This window comes from Streptomyces pseudovenezuelae (assembly GCF_029892565.1).
GTDB lineage: Bacteria > Actinomycetota > Actinomycetes > Streptomycetales > Streptomycetaceae > Streptomyces > Streptomyces pseudovenezuelae_A.
This window is the reverse complement of sequence record NZ_JARXVH010000017.1, coordinates 51,504-69,241: the sequence shown is the minus strand read 5'-3', so window position 1 is coordinate 69,241 and position 17,738 is coordinate 51,504. Positions and strand designations below refer to the sequence as shown.

At 71.7% G+C, this 17,738-nt stretch carries 14 protein-coding genes and 1 tRNA gene; 10 read left to right on the top strand and 5 right to left on the bottom strand.

Annotated elements, in window-relative coordinates:
- Window positions 1-22: 22 nt before the first annotated feature.
- The 3 genes from M2283_RS39270 to M2283_RS39260 all read right to left on the bottom strand — a co-directional run bounded on the left by M2283_RS39270 (window position 23) and on the right by M2283_RS39260 (window position 4,998).
- The gene (locus M2283_RS39270; RefSeq protein ID WP_280881310.1) at window positions 23-910 is read right to left on the bottom strand and encodes a cellulose-binding protein; all 888 of its coding nucleotides are present in this window, start codon (window positions 908-910) and stop codon (window positions 23-25) included.
- Between the two features lie 226 nt (window positions 911-1,136).
- On the bottom strand, window positions 1,137-4,001 hold the full coding sequence (locus M2283_RS39265; protein ID WP_280881309.1) for an SUKH-4 family immunity protein: 2,865 nt from the start codon (window positions 3,999-4,001) through the stop codon (window positions 1,137-1,139).
- A 7-nt stretch (window positions 4,002-4,008) separates the two neighbouring features.
- The gene (locus M2283_RS39260) at window positions 4,009-4,998 is read right to left on the bottom strand and encodes an SMI1/KNR4 family protein (RefSeq protein WP_280881308.1); all 990 of its coding nucleotides are present in this window, start codon (window positions 4,996-4,998) and stop codon (window positions 4,009-4,011) included.
- Window positions 4,999-5,374: 376 nt separating this feature from the next.
- Here M2283_RS39260 and M2283_RS39255 point away from each other — a divergent pair, with 376 nt between their 5' ends.
- Both M2283_RS39255 and M2283_RS39250 read left to right on the top strand, forming a co-directional pair.
- A complete protein-coding gene (locus tag M2283_RS39255) occupies window positions 5,375-5,995 on the top strand; it encodes a YwqJ-related putative deaminase (protein WP_432423188.1) in 621 nt (206 codons plus the stop codon).
- Between the two features lie 73 nt (window positions 5,996-6,068).
- Entirely contained in the window at window positions 6,069-6,560 is a 492-nt protein-coding gene (locus tag M2283_RS39250; RefSeq protein ID WP_280881421.1) for an SUKH-3 domain-containing protein, read from the top strand.
- A gap of 75 nt (window positions 6,561-6,635) precedes the next feature.
- Here the strand turns inward: M2283_RS39250 and M2283_RS39245 are convergent, their stop codons facing one another.
- Window positions 6,636-7,937 (bottom strand): sensor histidine kinase, encoded by a 1,302-nt coding sequence (locus tag M2283_RS39245; protein ID WP_280881306.1) that lies wholly within the window; start codon window positions 7,935-7,937, stop codon window positions 6,636-6,638.
- 227 nt (window positions 7,938-8,164) lie between these two features.
- Here M2283_RS39245 and M2283_RS39240 point away from each other — a divergent pair.
- The 6 genes from M2283_RS39240 to M2283_RS39215 all read left to right on the top strand — a co-directional run bounded on the left by M2283_RS39240 (window position 8,165) and on the right by M2283_RS39215 (window position 12,892).
- Window positions 8,165-8,236, top strand: a tRNA-Gln gene (locus M2283_RS39240).
- Window positions 8,237-8,364: 128 nt separating this feature from the next.
- A complete protein-coding gene (gene glmU / locus M2283_RS39235; protein ID WP_280881305.1) occupies window positions 8,365-9,813 on the top strand; it encodes a bifunctional UDP-N-acetylglucosamine diphosphorylase/glucosamine-1-phosphate N-acetyltransferase GlmU in 1,449 nt (482 codons plus the stop codon).
- 77 nt (window positions 9,814-9,890) lie between these two features.
- Window positions 9,891-10,871 (top strand): ribose-phosphate diphosphokinase, encoded by a 981-nt coding sequence (locus tag M2283_RS39230; RefSeq protein ID WP_280881304.1) that lies wholly within the window; start codon window positions 9,891-9,893, stop codon window positions 10,869-10,871.
- Between the two features lie 195 nt (window positions 10,872-11,066).
- Window positions 11,067-11,654: a 50S ribosomal protein L25/general stress protein Ctc gene (locus M2283_RS39225; RefSeq protein WP_280881303.1), complete on the top strand. Its 588-nt coding sequence runs from the start codon at window positions 11,067-11,069 to the stop codon at window positions 11,652-11,654.
- A 73-nt stretch (window positions 11,655-11,727) separates the two neighbouring features.
- On the top strand, window positions 11,728-12,330 hold the full coding sequence (gene pth, locus M2283_RS39220) for an aminoacyl-tRNA hydrolase (protein WP_280881302.1): 603 nt from the start codon (window positions 11,728-11,730) through the stop codon (window positions 12,328-12,330).
- 52 nt (window positions 12,331-12,382) lie between these two features.
- The gene (locus M2283_RS39215) at window positions 12,383-12,892 is read left to right on the top strand and encodes a hypothetical protein (protein ID WP_432423187.1); all 510 of its coding nucleotides are present in this window, start codon (window positions 12,383-12,385) and stop codon (window positions 12,890-12,892) included.
- A gap of 79 nt (window positions 12,893-12,971) precedes the next feature.
- On the opposite strand, the gene ppc is transcribed toward M2283_RS39215, so the two are convergent.
- Window positions 12,972-15,731: a phosphoenolpyruvate carboxylase gene (gene ppc, locus M2283_RS39210; RefSeq protein ID WP_280881300.1), complete on the bottom strand. Its 2,760-nt coding sequence runs from the start codon at window positions 15,729-15,731 to the stop codon at window positions 12,972-12,974.
- 317 nt (window positions 15,732-16,048) lie between these two features.
- Here ppc and M2283_RS39205 point away from each other — a divergent pair, with 317 nt between their 5' ends.
- Both M2283_RS39205 and M2283_RS39200 read left to right on the top strand, forming a co-directional pair.
- Window positions 16,049-17,062 carry an acyl-CoA desaturase gene (locus M2283_RS39205; protein WP_280881299.1) on the top strand — a complete coding sequence of 338 codons (1,014 nt, stop codon included), beginning with the start codon at window positions 16,049-16,051 and terminating at the stop codon, window positions 17,060-17,062.
- Window positions 17,059-17,736: a TetR/AcrR family transcriptional regulator gene (locus tag M2283_RS39200; protein ID WP_030967668.1), complete on the top strand. Its 678-nt coding sequence runs from the start codon at window positions 17,059-17,061 to the stop codon at window positions 17,734-17,736. The genes M2283_RS39205 and M2283_RS39200 overlap by 4 nt, the downstream gene beginning before the upstream one ends.
- Window positions 17,737-17,738 lie beyond the last annotated feature (2 nt).

The following is a 17,738-nucleotide window of genomic DNA, read 5'->3' as shown; positions in this document are numbered from 1 at the left end:
GGGCCAAGGGAGTCGGGTTACGTCACTCCCCCGACGCCGAGCCCGTCAATGCCGTAAGGCTGCTGCGTACGTAGTCCATCTGGGCCTGTACGTCGTCCCAGCGTTCGCCGTGCTCGCGCAGTACCCGCTCCGTCTCCCGAGCCGTGCGCTCCTCGCGGACGCGTGCCTCGGCGAGGATTTCGGTGGCGCGGGCGTGTGCGTCCTCCTGGCAGCGGCGGGCGGATTCCTCGGCCTCCGCGAACGCCCGCTTCGCCTCGGAGAGGGACGCCTCCGCGCGGGCCACCCGTTCGGCCTCGCGGGTGTCCAGGCCGGCCTCGCGCTCGGCCGCCGCGCGCTCCGCCTCGGACCACCGTTCGTCCTGCTCCTTGGCCTGCTCGGCGAGCATTCCGGCGGTGCGCCGGCGCACTTCGCGAAGCGCGGCGAGGGCCTCGCCGCGCCCCTCCTTCACCTCACGCCGGGCGGAGACGCGGATCTCGTCGGCCTCGGCCTGCGCGGCGAGCAGACGGTGGCGGGCGCGTTCGTCGGCCTCGGCGCGTACCTCGTCGGCGTGCGCCTGGGCCGCGTCATGCACGCCGGTGGCGTACTCCTGCGCCGTGTCCAGCAGGCGCCGCGCCTCCTGACGCGCGCCCTCCCGCACGGCCGCGCCCTCCTCCTGACCGAGCTGGAACAGGTGCCGCGCGCGCTCCCCGAGCGTCTGGTAGGTCTGCGGCGCGAGCTGCGCCACGGTCTCCCGCAGCCGGGCCGTCTCCTCCTCCATCTCCCGGGCGAGCACGGTGAGCCGGGCGGCCCGCTCCCAGGCGGCGTCCCGGTCGCGGGAGATCCCGACCGCGTACGCGTCGACCTGTTCGGGGCGGTAACCGCGCCCTCGTACGGCCACGAAACCGTGGGTCGGGACCGCTGCGCTGCTCATCCTGGAACCCCTCTCCGCCGAACGGACGCGAAATGATGATTTCCCGCACATCCTGATGTATCGGACGGAAGTGTTCATAACGCGACACTCCGCGCACAGGTCACGGTCAGTACGCGTATGTACCCGAACAGGAACGAGAACGGCACAGGGAGGGGGCGGGAACGCAGAGGGGCCGGGCCGGTCACAGTGACCGGCCCGGCCCCTCGACGGCGTCAGGGGCGGCGCCTCACAGCAGGCCGTCCCACATCTGCTCCAGCAGGACCGACCACCAGCTCTCCGGCGATCCGAGCGACGCCGGGTCGAGGGAGGCCAGCTGGGCCTGGAAGTCGACGGTCCAGCGGCCCGCCTGCTCCTGGTTCAGCCCGTACCGCAGCCGCCACATGCGGCCGAGCAGCCCGAGGCACCGCTGGAACTCGGGCAGGCCCGTGTTCACGAACTGCGGTGGCACCGACGCCCCGCCGGGTCCCGCCTCCACGGGGACCGCCACGATGTTGGCCGTCCCGTACTGCACACAGATCGCCTTGCCGAAGTCGCTGCCCATCACGAGGTACGAACCCGCGTCCGGCGCCGGCCGCACCCCGCGCTCCTGCGCCAGCTCGGCCAGCGTCGGCACCGGCCGCCCCGGCTGGGCCTGCGCCCAGAAGAAGGGGCCGAGGTCCATCGGCAGCCCCGCCGCGACCAACGAGTGCGCCACGACCGGCGGTACGCCCTGCCGGGACACGGCCGCCTGCTCGAACCGGAACAGGCCCGGCCCGAACGCGGCCGCCAGTTCCTGCGCGATCGCCTCCGGCGGGATCGGCGGCGCCGACTGCACCGGCGGCAACGGCGCACGCACCGGCGCCGGGCGCGCGGGACCGTCGGCGACCTGGTGCAACTCGCCCTGGTGCGCCAGCAGTTGGTGCATGCCCTGCTGCCGGCTCGCGTGATCCGTGCCGTACGGCGCGATGCTCGCGATCCGCGCCTGCGGCCACTGCTCCCGGATCATCCGCGCGCAGTACGCGCCCGGCAGCTCACACGACTCCAACTCCGTGTGCAGCTCCAGCACTTGGTCCGGCGGCACGTTCATGCCGCGCAGCTCGTGGAAGATCTGCCACTCCGGGTGCGGGGTACCCGGCGCCGAGCGCCGGATCAACTGCTGCTCGGAGCCGTCCTGCGCGCGGTAGCGCAACACGGCCTGATAGCCGGGGCCCACGGTCGGCTGCCCCTGCGGCTGCGGATACCCGTACGCCGGCGGCTGACCGGGCGCCTGCCCCGCCGGGGGCATCGGCGGCTGGGGAGCGCCCGGCTGCATGCCGGGTGCACCGGGGGCCTGCGGCGGCGGAGGCGCGCCGGGTCCGCCGACCGGGGGCCCGGACAACACGGTCTCCGCATGGTGAACGGCGCCTCGCGCACCGCCTCCGGAGCCCTGGGCACCGGGCATGCCGGGACCGCTGGGCGGCTGGGGCGCACCGGGAAACGCGGGTGCGCCTGGGGTGCCGGGAGCACCGGGAGCACCGGGAGACTGCGGTGCACCAGGGGCGCCCGGAGGCTGCGGCGCTCCCCCACCGGGGCCCGTCCGACCGGGGTCGGCAAACATCGTGGCGGCCTGGTGGACGCCACCGGGCGGCGTACCGCCGGGCGGGTTCGGCGCACCGGGCGGGTGAGGGGCACCCGGAGCCTGCGGCGCACCGGGCGGATTGGGCGCACCCGGAGCTCCCGGACCCTGCGGCGCACCCGGTCCCTCGGGGCCGAGCGACGACACCATCTGCGTCGGGACGTACCCGCCCGCCGGCGCACCGGGCCCCTGAGCGGGCGGCGGAGGCGTACCCCCCGGCCGCGCACCCGGAGTTCCGGGAGCGCTCGGCGGAGGCGGCGGGTTGCCACCCGCACCCCGTGCACGACGCGGCGGAGGCCCGGCCTTGCTCGTGGCCGCATCGGCGATCTCCCCGGCGTCCGGCGGCGCGAGCGGCGCAGCCGGCACACCAGGACCGGCGGGCGGCTGGGGGGCGCCGGGAGCACCTGGAGTACCGGGCGCACCCTGCGGATAGCCGTAGGAAGAACCGCTCGGCCCGGCCGGCGGAGTTCCCGGCGCACCAGGACCAGCCGGCGGCTGCGGCGCACTCGGAGCGTCCAGCGGGTAACCGTAAGAGGAGGCATTCGGCCCGGACTGCGAAGTCCCCTGCGCACCGGGCGAGTTGGGGCCACTCTGCGGGAAACCGTACGAGGAACCGCTCTGCGCAGGCGGCGGCGTCCCCTGCGCACCGGAACCACCGGCGCCCTGCGGGTACCCGTACGGCGCGCCGCCGGGCCCGGGCGGAGGCGTGGCCCCCGGCCGGCCGGAACCGTCGAGCGCCCGTTCCTCCGCCGTCGGCGGCAGTTGGCTCCCGCCCGACATCAGCGAGGTCTGGGCGTCGGGGGGCGTGGCGTTGTTCGAGTCGCTCAGCGGCGGCGCGAACACGGTGGCCGGCAGCGGTACGGAACGGTCCTCGCCGCCATCGGCGTTGGTGTCGGTCCCGGCCCACGGCGTAGCGCCGTCGGGCACCCCCGTACTCCGCCCACCGGGCGTTCCACCCCCCGCGCTGCCTCCGGCCTCGGGCCACTCCGCGGCACCGCCGGCCGGAGCCCCGGCCTGCGTCTCGGGCAACGCCCCACCGGCGGAAGCCGCGGCCGCCCCCGAACCAGCACCGGCACCGGCACTCGCCCCGGAACCGCCGGAGGTACCGCGTCGATCCTGGATGCCCAGCTTGTCCGCCGCCTCCTGCAACCACTCCGGCGGGCTCAACAAGAAGGACGTCTGGTTCAGATCCACCCGCGCCGAGGCCGACGCCGGCACCGCGTCGGTGGGTTCGTCCGGGCGGCCGTACTCCTCCTCGTAGCGGCGGACGACCTCGCCCACCGGCAGCGCGGGCCACAGGGTCGCCTCGCCGCTGTCCCGGGCGATCACCAGCCGATGGGTGCCGCCGTCCGAGCGCGGTCCGTCGGCGCGGTCCTCGGCCCACACCACGAAGCCGAGCTCGAACTCCCGTACCCGCACCTCGCGGTGCTGGTACGACGGCACGTCGCCGTTGATCCATTCCTCCGCGCGCTCCTGCGCCTGCGCGAACGTCACCATCGAGAAGTCACTCCCCCACCGAAGCCGCCGTCGGCACCGCCTGCGCGAAGCCGCCGTCCACCATCAGGTTCGCCACGGTCTCCAACTCCGGCGGAGAGCCCGCGAGTCGGGAGAGGAACGTGTCGAAGTCCTCGCCGCACGGCAGCAGCAGCCGCGCCACGCGGTCGGCCGGCGGCATCGAGGGATCGACGTCGCGGGCGTCGTCGTAGGCGCAGAACCAGACCGAACCGATCCGTTCGCCCTTCACCTTCACCGCGAGCAGGCCGCCCTGGACGAAACCGACGCACAGGTAGTCCTTGGTGAGATGGTCGCGCAGGCACTTGTTGACGTAGACGAGGTCGTTGACCGCCGCCTCCTCGCGCACCGTGAAGAAGGGCTGGTCGATCAGCAGCCCGAGGCCGGCGTCGAGCGCCGTGCCCACCGGCGCGCAGCCGCCCGCCGCCTTCAGGAACGAGCGGTAGGCGCCGGGCAGCCGGTAGCCGAGGTCCTCCTCGACGCCCTGCACCTGCGCCTCCGTCACCGCCACCCCCGACTTCGGCAGCCCGAAGTGGGTGGGGCGGGTCTCCTGGAGCGGGCGCGTGCCGCGCTTGTTCTGGTCGACGTTGCCCGTCGCGATGCCGCCGTGGTGCCGCAGCAGCGCCTTCACCTCGACCGGGACCAGTTCGAGGCGTCGGCCGCCGCGCACGTGGTGCCAGGTCCAGCCGTGCGGGGTGGCCACCGCGGGGATCGTGTCCCACAGTTCGTGTCCGGAGGCGGCCAGGGCCGCGTTCGCCGACACGTAGTCCGTCAGGCGCAGTTCGTCGACCCCGAAACCCTCCGGCGGATCGGCGATCTCCACGGCGGCACGCGCGTAGGCGGAGAAGTCGGGGTAACCGTGCTCGTCCACCCGCACCCCTCTGGGGTGACGGGCCGCCCGGACCGGATCCGGGAAATGCACGACCTGCCCGGCGTAGGCCGCGTTCGGCGGCGCGGCTTGCCCGAGCCGACCTGTCGTCATGGCGGTTGCCCCCTGCGGCACTCTGTACGGCGCGCGGTGGCCGGCCCGGCCGTCCACTGCACCCCGTATCGACTGTCTCGTCCGTCTCGACGTCCGTCTGGACTTCCGTCTCGACCTCACCGCGTCCGACACCACGTGCCGACCGCCGTGTGGCACCAGGCGTCGACCGCACGGACGCGGTGCGGACAGCCTATGCGGTACGACCGCACCGGTCACCGGGCGCCGGTCAGCCGCCCTCCGCTTCCGTGACCGGCGGTCACAGAGCCGTGACTGCCCGCCCAAACCCGGGCGTGTCGCGACGCCCCAGCTTCCGCACCAGCCACGGAATTTGGCACTCTGTGTCCTCCGGGGGGATGCTCGGGAGGGGATGACGATCATGAACGCGACGCAGACGGGTCCGCACACGGACCCCGGCGGCAGACCGTCCGGCGGTTCCGGTACCGGTCGGGCGGGCGATCCGCGCGGTGGTGCGTACGCCGACCAGCACGGCGGTGCGTACGGCGATCCGCGCACCGTTGGGTCCGGCGATCCGCGGGTCGGCTGGAGCGCCGAGGCCTCCCACGCGCCCGTCCTCCACCATCGCCGTGACGGCATACTCCCGACCGTCGCCGCCGCGCTGTCCGTGCGCGGCGCCACCCTCACCGGCACCGCCGCCCGCGGCGATCAGCCGCCTGAGCTGCACCCGCTCGTCCAGGACTTCCTGGACACCCTGACCAGCGCCCAGCGCGACCGTTTCACCGGCCGGTGCGCCGAGACGATCCTGATCTCCCGGCACATATCCGCCGTCGACGCCGACCGCAGCAAGCGCGCCGCCCGCAAGCCGCTGACCAACGGCGAGGCCCGCCGGGCCCTGAAGCAGTCCAAGCTCACCGCGCGCCGCATCCGCGAGGACGGCGACCCCCTGCACGGCAGCTTCGCCGCGCCGTGCCGCGCCTGCGCCGCCCTCAGCGCCCATTTCGGCGTCCGCGTGGTCGACCCGGCGGCGGCCGACGACTGACCCTTCTCCCCTCCGCCCCCGCACCAAGGCGCCCCGTCGGCGCCCACCCATGACCTCGACGAACGAAGGGCAGATGCACGCCGACCGCACCTCCACGAGATTCGCCGTCCCCCTCGACGCCGCGCTGCGCGCCGCGGGGTGGCAGCCCGGGCGCTGGGACATAAAACAGGCCGAGTTCTGGGCCGACGCGCTGCGCGAGCACGAGTCGCCGGCCGGCCACCGGCACGCCGTCTTCCCGGCCGCCGTCGAGGCCTGGGCGGAGTTCGGCGGCCTGCACCTCAAGCCCACCGGCCCCGGCCGCCAGATCGCCCCCGCCGCCGTCCACCTCGACCCGCTGCACGGCCTCCACATGGCCCGCACCCTCGGCGACCTCGGCCGCGCCCTCGACACCGAGGTCACTCCCCTGGGCACCGAGACCGACACCCACGCCCTCCTGGCCATGGACATGGAAGGCCGCGTCTACGCCCTCGACCACACCGGCGACTGGTACCTCGGCCCCACCATCGAACAGGCCCTGACCACCTTGGTCACCGGCATGGACCCCCCACGCCTGACAGCGATCTGACCGCAGCGGCTGCAAGGCCCGCCGGGAAAACCCACCGGCACCCGGCCGCAAATCCCCCGCCGAACCCTCGGAGGGCTACGCCGGGATGACCGCCGACACCCGGTAACCCCCCGCGTCCGTCGGGCCCGACACAAAAACGCCGCCCAGGGCGGAGACCCGTTCCTTCATGCCTACGAGGCCGTTGCCGCCGGACGGGAGGCGGGCGGAGGAGGCTGAGGAGACCTCGGGGGGTGGTTCGTTCTCGACCTGCATGGCGATTTCGGAGACGCGGTGGGCGAGGCGTACGTGGGTCTTCGCGCCGGCCGCGTGTTTGTGGACGTTCGTCAGGGCTTCCTGGACGACGCGGTAGGTCGTCTCCTCGATCTCCGCGGCGTACAGCCGGGTCTCGCCCTCGACCGACAGGTCCACGACCATGCCCGCGGCGGCCGACTGGCCGATCAGTTCCTCCAGTTCCTCCAGGCAGGGGCCCTCGCCGTCGTCCACGACGCGCGACGCGGCGACCGCGGCCGCCACCCCCACCGCCACCAGGGGCATCGAAGGCGCCGGGCGCCGGGAACCGTCCCCGCTGCGCAGGACGCCGAGCATCTCGCGGAGTTCCGTGAGCGCCTGGCGGCCCATGTCGCCGACCAGCGCGGCGTTCTTGACGGCCTTCTCCGGGTCCTTCCGCGCCACCGCCTGCAGCGCCGCCGCGTGCACGACCATCAGGCTCACCCGGTGCGCGACGACGTCGTGCATGTCCCGCGCGATCCGGGTCCGCTCCTCGTTGCGGGCCCACTCGGCCCGCTCCTCCGCCCGCTCGGCCAGCAGCTGCAACTCGCGCTCAAGGCTGTCCGCCCGCTCCCGCAGGCTCTCCATCAGCCGCCGCCGCGCCCCGACATAGAGCCCGAGCAGCAGCGGCGGCGCGGTCATCCCGACCGCGGTGGTGATGGCGGCGAAGGGGACGAACCAGTCCCCGAGGTCGAGATCCCCGCGCGCCATGTCCTGCCGTACCCGCACGAACATCACGATCAGCATCCCGACCAACGACATCCCGGCCAGCGAGGCGATGATCCGGCGCGGCAACTCCGAGGCGGCCAGGGTGTAGAGGCCGACGATGCCCATCAGGTAGCCCATCTGGGCCGGGGTGATCGCGATCGCCACCAGCACGACGGCGATCGGCCACTTCCGCCGGAACAGCAGCGCCGAACCGGCCAGCACCCCGAACACGATGCCCGCGGCGAGCGGGATCCCCGCGTCCCGCGCGAACCGGATCCCCTCGAACGCACACTCCACCGCGGACAGCGACGCCAGCCCGACGTCCAGCACGGCACTGCGCCACCTGGTCCACCACCACGGCCCTCCCCGGCCCGTGGTGTGTTCTTCCCCCGTCGTGGTCATGCCTCCAGCCTACGGGCGCCACGCCCCGGTTTTCCGGTGAGTTTCGACGACTGGCCTACACCACACCCCGTAATCGAACGAATGCGAAACCGCACGATTTCCCGTGGGGCGGACGGGGCGGGTCCGCCCGGCAGCGGAGATGTACCGTCGCATCGAAGGCTGGTGGTACGGCATAGTGGGAGCCGCCACCCGGCAGCCGACTGGATCTCCGGTCCGGTCGAGCTCATTCCCCCGTGGTGTAATTGGCAGCACAGTGGCTTTTGGTGCCATTTGTCCGGGTTCGAGTCCTGGCGGGGGAGCAACACCCTCTTCCAGCAACGCACTTCGGGCCCTGACAGCACTGTCAGGGCCCACTCTCATGTCCCCCATGAAACGCCCCGGTATCCTTCGGATGTCCCCACCTCATCCACAGCCGAAGGGCAACCCCGTGAGCGCCATTCGCCCGGCAGCCGTCGTCGTTCTCGCAGCGGGTGAGGGCACCCGTATGAAGTCGGCCACACCAAAGGTCCTGCACGAGATCTGCGGCCGTTCCCTGGTGGGCCATGTGCTCGCCGCCTCGCGCGAGTTGGCGCCGGAGAACCTCGTCGTGGTCGTCGGGCACGCACGCGAGAAGGTCACCGCGCATCTCGGCGTGATCGACCCCGCCGTACGCACCGCGGTCCAGGCGGAGCAGAACGGCACCGGGCATGCCGTACGGATGGGTCTGGAGGAGCTCGGCGGTTCCGTGGACGGCACCGTCGTGGTCGTGTGCGGGGACACCCCGCTGCTGACCGGCGCGACGCTGCGTCAGCTCGCCGCGACGCACTCCGCGGACGGCAACGCCGTCACCGTGCTGACCGCCGAGGTCCCGGACGCCACCGGCTACGGGCGGATCGTGCGCGACGACGTCACCGGCGCCGTCGTCGAGATCGTCGAGCACAAGGACGCGAGCGAGGCGCAGCGGGCGATCCGGGAGATCAACTCGGGGGTGTTCGCGTTCGACGGGCAGTTGCTGGCCGACGCGTTGAAGAAGGTGCGGACGGACAACAGCCAGGGCGAGGAGTACCTCACGGACGTGCTCGGGATCCTGCGGGAGGCCGGGCACCGGGTCGGGGCCTCGGTCGCCGGGGACCACCGGGAGATCGCCGGGATCAACAACCGGGTGCAGCTGGCGCAGGCGCGGCGGATCCTCAACGACCGCTTGCTGACCGCCGCCATGCTCGGCGGGGTGAGCGTCATCGACCCCGCGACGACCTGGATCGACGTCACCGTCACCTTCGAGCAGGACGCGATCGTGCACCCGGGCACCGAGTTGCACGGTTCGACGCACCTCGGCGAGGGCGCGGAGGTCGGCCCCAACAGCCGGCTGACGGACACCCTGGTCGACGCCGGGGCGCGGGTGGACAACACCGTGTCGTACTCGGCGCACATCGGGGCGAACGCGAGCGTGGGGCCGTTCGCCTACCTCCGGCCCGGCACGCGGCTCGGCGTCAAGGGCAAGATCGGGACGTACGTCGAGACGAAGAACGCGACGATCGGGGAGGGCACGAAGATCCCGCACCTCTCCTACGTGGGGGACGCGACGATCGGCGAGTACACCAACATCGGTGCCGCCAGCGTGTTCGTGAACTACGACGGACAGGCCAAGCACCACACCACCGTGGGCTCGCACTGCCGTACCGGTTCGGACAACATGTTTGTGGCGCCTGTCACGGTCGGGGACGGTGCCTACACCGCCGCCGGGTCCGTGATCACCAAGGACGTACCGCCCGGTTCGCTGGCCGTGGCCCGTGGCCAGCAGCGGAATATCGAGGGCTGGGTGGCCCGCAAGCGCCCGGGGAGCGCCGCGGCGAAGGCCGCGGAAACGGCTTCCCGCCAGGCCGAGAGCGAGGACTGACCGGAAACGGGTGCCTCGAACACGGCGTACCGTGATAAACGCACACCCAGTTGAATGACCTCTGAGGAGACAGTGCTGTGACCGGGATCAAGACGACCGGCGAGAAGAAGATGATGTTCTTCTCCGGCCGCGCCCACCCCGAGCTTGCCAAGGAGGTCGCCCAGCAGCTGGGTGTCGGGGTCGTCCCGACGAAGGCCTTCGACTTCGCGAACGGCGAGATCTACGTCCGTTTCGAGGAGTCGGTTCGCGGTGCGGACTGTTTCGTGATCCAGAGCCACACGGCTCCCATCAACCAGTGGGTCATGGAGCAGCTCATCATGATCGACGCGCTGAAGCGCGCGTCGGCCCGCTCCATCACCGTGATCGTGCCGTTCTACGGCTATGCCCGGCAGGACAAGAAGCACCGCGGCCGTGAGCCGATCTCGGCCCGTCTGATCGCGGACCTGATGAAGACGGCCGGTGCGCACCGCATCCTGACGGTCGATCTGCACACCGACCAGATCCAGGGCTTCTTCGACGGCCCGGTCGACCATCTCTTCGCGCTGCCGCTGCTCGCGGACTACGTGGGCCGCAAGGTCGACAAGGACAAGCTGACGGTCGTCTCCCCGGACGCCGGCCGGGTGCGGGTGGCGGACCGCTGGTGCGACCGCCTCGGCGCACCCCTCGCCATCGTGCACAAGCGCCGGGACAAGGACGTCGCCAACCAGGTCACCGTGCACGAGGTGGTCGGCGAGGTCGAGGGCCGGGTGTGCGTGCTCGTCGACGACATGATCGACACGGGCGGCACGATCTGCGCCGCCGCGGACGCGCTGTTCGCCCACGGTGCGGAGGACGTCATCGTGACGGCGACGCACGGTGTGCTGTCCGGGCCCGCCGCGGACCGGCTGAAGAACTCCCGGGTGAGCGAGTTCGTGCTCACCGACACCCTGCCGACGCCGGGTGAGCTGAGCCAGGACCTGGACAAGATCACCGTGCTGTCGATCGCGCCGACGATCGCGAGCGCGGTGCGCGAGGTCTTCGAGGACGGCTCCGTGACGAGCCTCTTCGACGAGCAGTAGGCCGAGCGTCAAGTCCTCGCACTCGTAGATCGATTTCTGGTACGGCCTCCCCGCCGAGTAAGCTGACGCAGTTGCTCGGCGAGGGAGGCCGTATCCGTTCGTGGATACGGCGGTCCGTTATCGACGCGCTCTTCGTAGCAGGCCGATGTTCGGCCGGGTGACCACCTTCCCCACGTTTTTCTACGAGGAGTGAACATGTCCGAGGTCAAGCTCGCCGCCGAGTCCCGCACCGAGTTCGGCAAGGGCGCCGCCCGCCGCATCCGCCGTGACAAGAAGGTCCCCGGCGTGGTCTACGGCCACGGTGTCGACCCGCTGCACATCACGCTGCCGGGCCACGAGCTCCAGCTCGCCCTGCGTACCCCCAACGTTCTGCTCACCCTGGACATCGAGGGCAAGACCCAGCTCGCGATCCCGAAGGCCGTCCAGCGCGACGCCGTCAAGGGCTTCCTCGAGCACGTCGACCTGCTCACCGTGAAGAGCGGCGAGAAGGTCACCGTCGAGGTCTACGTCCACACCGAGGGCGAGCTGGCCCCGGGCGCCTACCTGCTCGAGCACGTGCTGAGCACGGTGACGGTCGAGGCCGAGGCCACGCACATCCCCGAGTCGGTCACCGTCTCCATCGCGGGCCTGGAGGCCGGCGCCTCCATCGCCGCCAAGGACATCCCGCTCCCCGAGGGGACCACCCTGGTCACCGACGAGGACGCGGTCGTCCTCCAAGTCCTGGCCGCCCAGGCCGAAGAGGCCGCCGCGGACGACGCCGAGGGGGAGTCCGCCGAGGTCTGATCCTCACCTCATCACCGTTTCGTCAGCCGCTGCTCCCGTCCGGGGGCAGCGGCTGGCGCGTATCAATGGAGACATGGACGTGACGACCGACGCCAATGCCCCCTGGCTGATCGTGGGGCTCGGGAATCCGGGTCCGGAGTACGCGAGGAATCGGCACAACGTGGGCTTCATGGTGGCCGATCTGCTGGCCGAGCGGATCGGGGGGAAGTTCAAGCGGGCCGGGAAGGCGCAGGCGCAGGTCCTGGAGGGGCGGATCGGGCCGCCGGGACCGGCCAACCGGCGGGTGATCCTGGCGAAGCCGATGTCGTACATGAACCTGTCCGGCGGACCGGTGAACGCGCTGCGCGACTTCTACAAGGTGCCCCTGGCCAACGTCGTGGCCGTGCACGACGAACTCGACATCGACTACGGGACCCTGCGGCTGAAGCTGGGCGGCGGGGACAACGGGCACAACGGGCTGAAGTCGATGACGAAGGCGATGGGTCCCGACTACCACCGGGTGCGGTTCGGGATCGGCCGGCCGCCGGGGCGGATGCAGGTCGCCGACTTCGTGCTGAAGGACTTCTCCGGTGCCGAGCGCAAGGAGCTGGACTACCTGGTGGACCGCGCGACCGACGCGGCGGAGGCGCTGGTCCTCGAAGGGCTGGAGCGGGCGCAAAGCACGTACAACTCCTGACTTGTCGCCCGCCCGGGCCGACCCGAGTTGACCGCGCGCAGGGCCATGGCCAATGATCCGGGCCATGCCCGCCACAGCCCCCACCTCGCGTCAGGCCTCGGTCGCCGCGCTGCGGTTCGGGCGGCTCGCGGCGATGGGCACGGTCGCGGTACTGATCATGATCGCCGGTGTGTGGGCGTCCTGGGGCAGCGCCCAGTACGTGATGCTCACCAAGGGGCGCGAGCGGGGCACGGTCGAGGTCGCGCGGTGCGACGGGGACACCTGCACCGGCGCCTACACGCCCCTGTCCGCGGGTTCGCAGGCGCGCTCGCGGGTCGTCATGGTGAAGACGGTCGCGGTGCGGAAGGGCCAGTCCTACACGGTGGTCGTGAAGCCCGGCACGGACGAGGTCTTCCGCTGCGGCCTGGCGGGGGTCCTGTACGCGTGGGTGCCGCTGGGCGGCGCGCTGCTGCTCGCGTCGGTCGTGGTGGCCGGCGGGCTCGGACGGATCCGGCTCGGCTGGGTGCTGGCGGGGTCGGGGGTCGCGCTGCTGACGGCCACGTTCGTCGCCGTCCAGTCGTAGACGTACAAAAGAAGACGTACAAAAAAGGGGTGCCCCCGGGATTCGTACGATCCCGGGGGCACCCCCATGTCCGAGCGGCTCAGCCCGTGTTGCGCAGGCCCGCGGCGACGCCGTTGACCGTGAGCAGGAGGGCTCGGGCCAGCAGCGGGTCGGGGGTCTGGCCGGCGGCCGCCGCGTCGCGCTGGCGCTTGAGCAGGGTCACCTGGAGGTAGGAGATCGGGTCCAGGTAGGCGTCGCGGATGGTGAAGGTCTGCTTCAGCACCGGGGTGGCGGCGAGGAGTTCGCTCTCGCCGGTCACCGTCAGCACCTCGCGGACGGTCAGGTCGTGCTCGGCCCTGATGGTCTCGAAGACGTGCTTGAGCTCGTCGGGGACCAGGGTGTCGACGTAGTGCTGGGCGATCCGCAGGTCGGTCTTGGCGAGCGTCATCTCGACGTTGGAGATGAAGTTGCGGAAGAAGTGCCACTGCTCGTGCATCTCGTCGAGCACGCCCTCTCCTCCCAATGTCGCAGTCAGGCCCGCCTCACGCAGCGCCTTCAGGCCGGAGCCGACGCCGAACCAGCCGGGCACGATCTGCCGGGACTGGGTCCAGCCGAAGACCCACGGGATGGCGCGCAGACCGTCGAGCGAGACGCCCGAGCCGGGGCGGCGGGAGGGCCGCGAGCCCAGGTGCAGGTCGGCGAGCTGGTCCACCGGCGTGGAGGCGAGGAAGTACGTCGGAAGGTCCGGGTCCTCGACCAGCCTGCGGTAGGCCGCGTGGGCGGCATCGCTGACCACGTCCATGGCCGCGTCCCAGCGGGCGAGCGCCTCGTCGGACTGGCGGGGCGCGGTGTGCAGGGCGGACGCCTGGAGGGTGGCCGCGACGGTCAGCTCCAGGTTCTCCCGGGCCAGCGACGGCACGAGGTACTTGTCGGAGATGACCTCGCCCTGCTCGGTCACCTTGATCTCGCCCTCCAGGGTGCCCCACGGCTGGGCGAGGATCGCGTCGTGCGAGGGGCCGCCGCCGCGGCCGACGGTGCCGCCACGGCCGTGGAAGAGGCGCAGGCGTACGCCGTACCGGTGCGCCACGTCACGCAGGCGCCGCTGCGCCCGGTGGATCTCCCACTGGCTCGTCGTGATGCCGCCGAACTTGGAGGAGTCGGAGTAGCCGAGCATGACCTCCTGGACATCGCCCCGCAGCGCCACCAGGCGCCGGTAGGACGGGTCGGAGAGCATGTCCTCCAGGATCGTGTCGGCGGCCTTGAGCTCGTCCGTGGTCTCCAGGAGCGGCACGATGCCGATCTTCGCCCACCCGGCGTGCAGGTCGAGCAGCCCGGCCTCGCGGGCCAGCACGGCGGCGGCGAAGACGTCGTCGGCGCCCTGGCACATCGAGATGATGTACGACTCGATGACCTCGGGCCCGAACACCTCAAGAGCCCGCTTCACGGTCTGGAAGACACCGAGGGTCTTCTCGCCCGCCGCGTCCACCGGCGCCGGGGTCGGGGCCAAAGGCCGCCTCGACCGCAGCTCCTTGGCGAGCAGCTTGCCCCGGTACTCGCGGGGCATGTCGGCGTACCGCCAGGACTCCTCGCCGAGCCGGTCGAAGAGCTGGCCGAGGGCGTGGTGGTGGGCGTCCGCGTGCTCGCGCACGTCCATGGTGGCGAGCTGGAGGCCGAAGGCGGCCAGGGTGCGGATGGTGCGGTTCATCCGGCCGTCGGCGAAGAGGCCGCCGCGGTGCTCGCGCAGGGAGGTCTGGATGAGCGTGAGGTCCGTCAGCAGCTCGCCGGTGCCCAGGTAGTCGCGGCCGGGCTGGTGCGGGGTGCCCTTGGCCAGGCGCTGCTTGGTGTTCTCCAGCTTCTGCCGGATGCAGGTGGCCTTGAGCCGGTAGGGCTCCTCCGCGTTCAGCCGCTTGTAGCGGGGGCTGATCTCCGGCAGGCGCTGGAGGTCGGTGCCGAGGGAGTCCAGGAGCTCGTCGGTCGCGCCGGTGTAGCGGATGGAGTTGGACAGGAAGCCGCGCAGCTCGTCGATCTGCTCCAGGGCGTCGTTGATGCCGTGCTCGTGCTGGAGGATCAGGACGTCCCAGGTCACCTGCGGGGTGACGTTCGGGTTGCCGTCGCGGTCGCCGCCGATCCAGGTGCCGAAGGTCAGCGGGCGGGTGGCGTCGGGGAGTTGGACGCCGACGCGCTCCAGCTCGGCGGTGAGGTCTTCGAGTACGTCGCCGACGGCGCCGGCGTGCAGTTCGTCCAGGTAGTAGATCGCGTTGCGGGCCTCGTCGGCCGGCTCGGGGCGTACCACGCGCAGTTCGTCGGTCTGCCAGACCAGGTCGATGTTCTCGGCCAGCCTGGTGTCGTAGCGGCGGCGGTCGGCCTCGATGACGGGGGTCTCCAGGAGCGCGGCGATGCGCCGGAGCTTGTTGAGGACGGACCGGCGGGCGGCCTCCGTCGGGTGGGCCGTGAAGACCGGCCGGACGTTGAGGTTGCCGACGGTCTGGCGCAGGTGCTCGGGGTCGGCGTCCTTGAGGCGGTCGGCGGTGCGGGCCAGCAGACCGCCCTCGGCGGCCCGGCGGGCGCGCAGCTCGCGGCCGCGGTGCACCTGCTCGGTGACGTTGGCGAGGTGGAAGTAGGTGGAGAAGGCGCGCACCAGCTTGGCGGCGGTCTCCAGTTCGGTGCCGCGCAGCAGCTCGGCGGCGGCCTCGCCGTCCTCGCGGGTGAGGCGGCGGACCTTCTCGACCAGCTCCAGGAGCTCGGGCCCCTCCTGCCGGACGAGGGTCTCGCCGAGCAGGTCGCCCAGCCGCCTGATGTCGGCGCGCAGCTCACTGCTGGTCGAGGTGGTGCTCGTGGTCAGGTCGTCGGCACTGCTCACAGGTGCGGCTCCTTGCAGTGTTGAAGCTCGTCCGGGAGGGAACCCGGCTGACCGGGGCCGTGCGGCGAGGGTGCCGCATACGGCCCTGACATCCGGGAAGGAATCAGAGCGGACCGCGCTGTCCGACCGACTCCAAGGATAGGTGTCCATGCGGACGCGCAGACTTTCGGGCTCCTTGCCGCCCGACCATGCACTGCCATACTTACGATGCCGTAGGTTACGGAACCGTAGGGACTGTTGTAACGGAGCCCGGGCAAGGTTTCCGCTGCCGTCCCGGCACCACCCTCTCCACCATCGACCCCACAGGGGACGCCACCATGTCCACAAGTTCCGATGTGATCGACGACGCCCCGAAGGCGAACAACGACACCCCACTCCCCCCAGCGACCCTCGGCGGCGAGAAAAAGGGGTCGGTCGAGCAGATCGCGCTCCTCCTCTTCATCGTCGTGCCCTTCCTGGCCCTCGTCGCGTCGGTGCCGCTGGCCTGGAGCTGGGGCGGTGTGAGCTGGCTCGACCTCGGTCTGCTCGTCTTCTTCTACTTCCTCGGCTGCCACGGTGTGACGATCGGTTTCCACCGCTACTTCACGCACGGCTCCTTCAAGGCGAAGCGCCCGCTGCGCATCGCGCTCGCCATCGCCGGTTCGATGGCGGTGGAGGGCCCGCTGGTGCGCTGGGTGGCCGACCACCGCAAGCACCACAAGTTCTCCGACGCGGAGGGCGACCCGCACTCCCCGTGGCGCTTCGGCGAGACCCTGCCGGCGCTGATGAAGGGCCTGTGGTGGGCGCACATCGCCTGGATGTTCGACGAGGAGCGCACCCCGCAGGACAAGTACGCGCCGGATCTGATCAAGGACACGACGATCCGCGCGATCTCCCGGCAGTTCATCCTCTGGACGATGCTCTCGCTGGCCCTGCCCGCGCTGATCGGCGGTCTGGTGACGATGTCCTGGTGGGGCGCCTTCACGGGCTTCTTCTGGGGGTCGCTCGTGCGGGTGGCGCTGCTGCACCACGTGACCTGGTCGATCAACTCGATCTGTCACGCGGTCGGCAAGCGGCCCTTCAAGTCGCGGGACCGTTCGGGCAACGTGTGGTGGCTCGCGGTGCTGTCCTGCGGTGAGTCCTGGCACAACCTGCACCACGCCGACCCGACCTCCGCGCGGCACGGTGTGATGCGCGGCCAGGTGGACTCCTCGGCGCGCATCATCCGCTGGTGCGAGCAGCTCGGCTGGGCCTACGACGTGCGCTGGCCGTCACGCTCGCGTATCGATTCCCGCCGGAACCCCGACCAGGACGACTCCCGGCGCCGGAGGGAAACCGCCGAGGCGGCATGATTGACGCCGTGGCGACCGACTCCAGCAGCACCCCGAGCAATGAAAAGCCGCGGCGCGCCCGCCGCACCCGGATGACGGGTGCCGAGCGTCGCCAGCAGCTGCTGGAGATCGGCCGCACCCTGTTCGCCGCCAAGGGCTTCGAGGGCACGTCGGTGGAGGAGATCGCGGCGAAGGCCGGGGTCTCCAAGCCGGTGGTGTACGAGCACTTCGGCGGCAAGGAGGGCCTGTACGCGGTGGTCGTGGACCGCGAGATGCGCCGCCTCCTGGACATGGTGACCAGCTCCCTCACCGCCGGCCACCCCCGCGAACTGTGCGAACAGGCCGCCTTCGCGCTCCTGGACTACATCGAGGAGTACACGGACGGCTTCCGCATCCTGGTCCGCGACTCCCCCATCCCGCAGTCGACGGGGTCCTTCGCCTCGCTCATCTCGGACATCGCCACGCAGGTCGAGGACATCCTGGGCCGCGAGTTCAAGAGCCGCGGCTTCGACCCCAAGCTGGCCCCGCTCTACGCCCAGGCCCTGGTCGGCATGGTCGCCCTTACCGGCCAGTGGTGGCTGGACGTCCGCCGCCCGAAGAAGGCGGAGGTCGCCGCCCATCTGGTGAACCTGGCCTGGCACGGCCTGGACGGCCTGGAGGCGAAGCCGCACCTGATAGGGCGCCGCAAGAGCTGAGC

What these genes read in the sequence shown, in the direction of transcription:
- M2283_RS39270 (WP_280881310.1), bottom strand. Translation starts at nt 910, where the DNA reads ATGAGCAGCGCAGCGGTCCCGACCCACGGTTTCGTGGCCGTACGAGGG.
- M2283_RS39265 (WP_280881309.1), bottom strand. Translation starts at nt 4,001, where the DNA reads ATGGTGACGTTCGCGCAGGCGCAGGAGCGCGCGGAGGAATGGATCAAC.
- M2283_RS39260 (WP_280881308.1), bottom strand. Translation starts at nt 4,998, where the DNA reads ATGACGACAGGTCGGCTCGGGCAAGCCGCGCCGCCGAACGCGGCCTAC.
- M2283_RS39255 (WP_432423188.1), top strand. Translation starts at nt 5,375, where the DNA reads ATGAACGCGACGCAGACGGGTCCGCACACGGACCCCGGCGGCAGACCG.
- M2283_RS39250 (WP_280881421.1), top strand. Translation starts at nt 6,069, where the DNA reads ATGCACGCCGACCGCACCTCCACGAGATTCGCCGTCCCCCTCGACGCC.
- M2283_RS39245 (WP_280881306.1), bottom strand. Translation starts at nt 7,937, where the DNA reads ATGACCACGACGGGGGAAGAACACACCACGGGCCGGGGAGGGCCGTGG.
- M2283_RS39225 (WP_280881303.1), top strand. Translation starts at nt 11,067, where the DNA reads ATGTCCGAGGTCAAGCTCGCCGCCGAGTCCCGCACCGAGTTCGGCAAG.
- pth (WP_280881302.1), top strand. Translation starts at nt 11,728, where the DNA reads ATGGACGTGACGACCGACGCCAATGCCCCCTGGCTGATCGTGGGGCTC.
- M2283_RS39215 (WP_432423187.1), top strand. Translation starts at nt 12,383, where the DNA reads ATGATCCGGGCCATGCCCGCCACAGCCCCCACCTCGCGTCAGGCCTCG.
- M2283_RS39205 (WP_280881299.1), top strand. Translation starts at nt 16,049, where the DNA reads ATGTCCACAAGTTCCGATGTGATCGACGACGCCCCGAAGGCGAACAAC.
- M2283_RS39200 (WP_030967668.1), top strand. Translation starts at nt 17,059, where the DNA reads ATGATTGACGCCGTGGCGACCGACTCCAGCAGCACCCCGAGCAATGAA.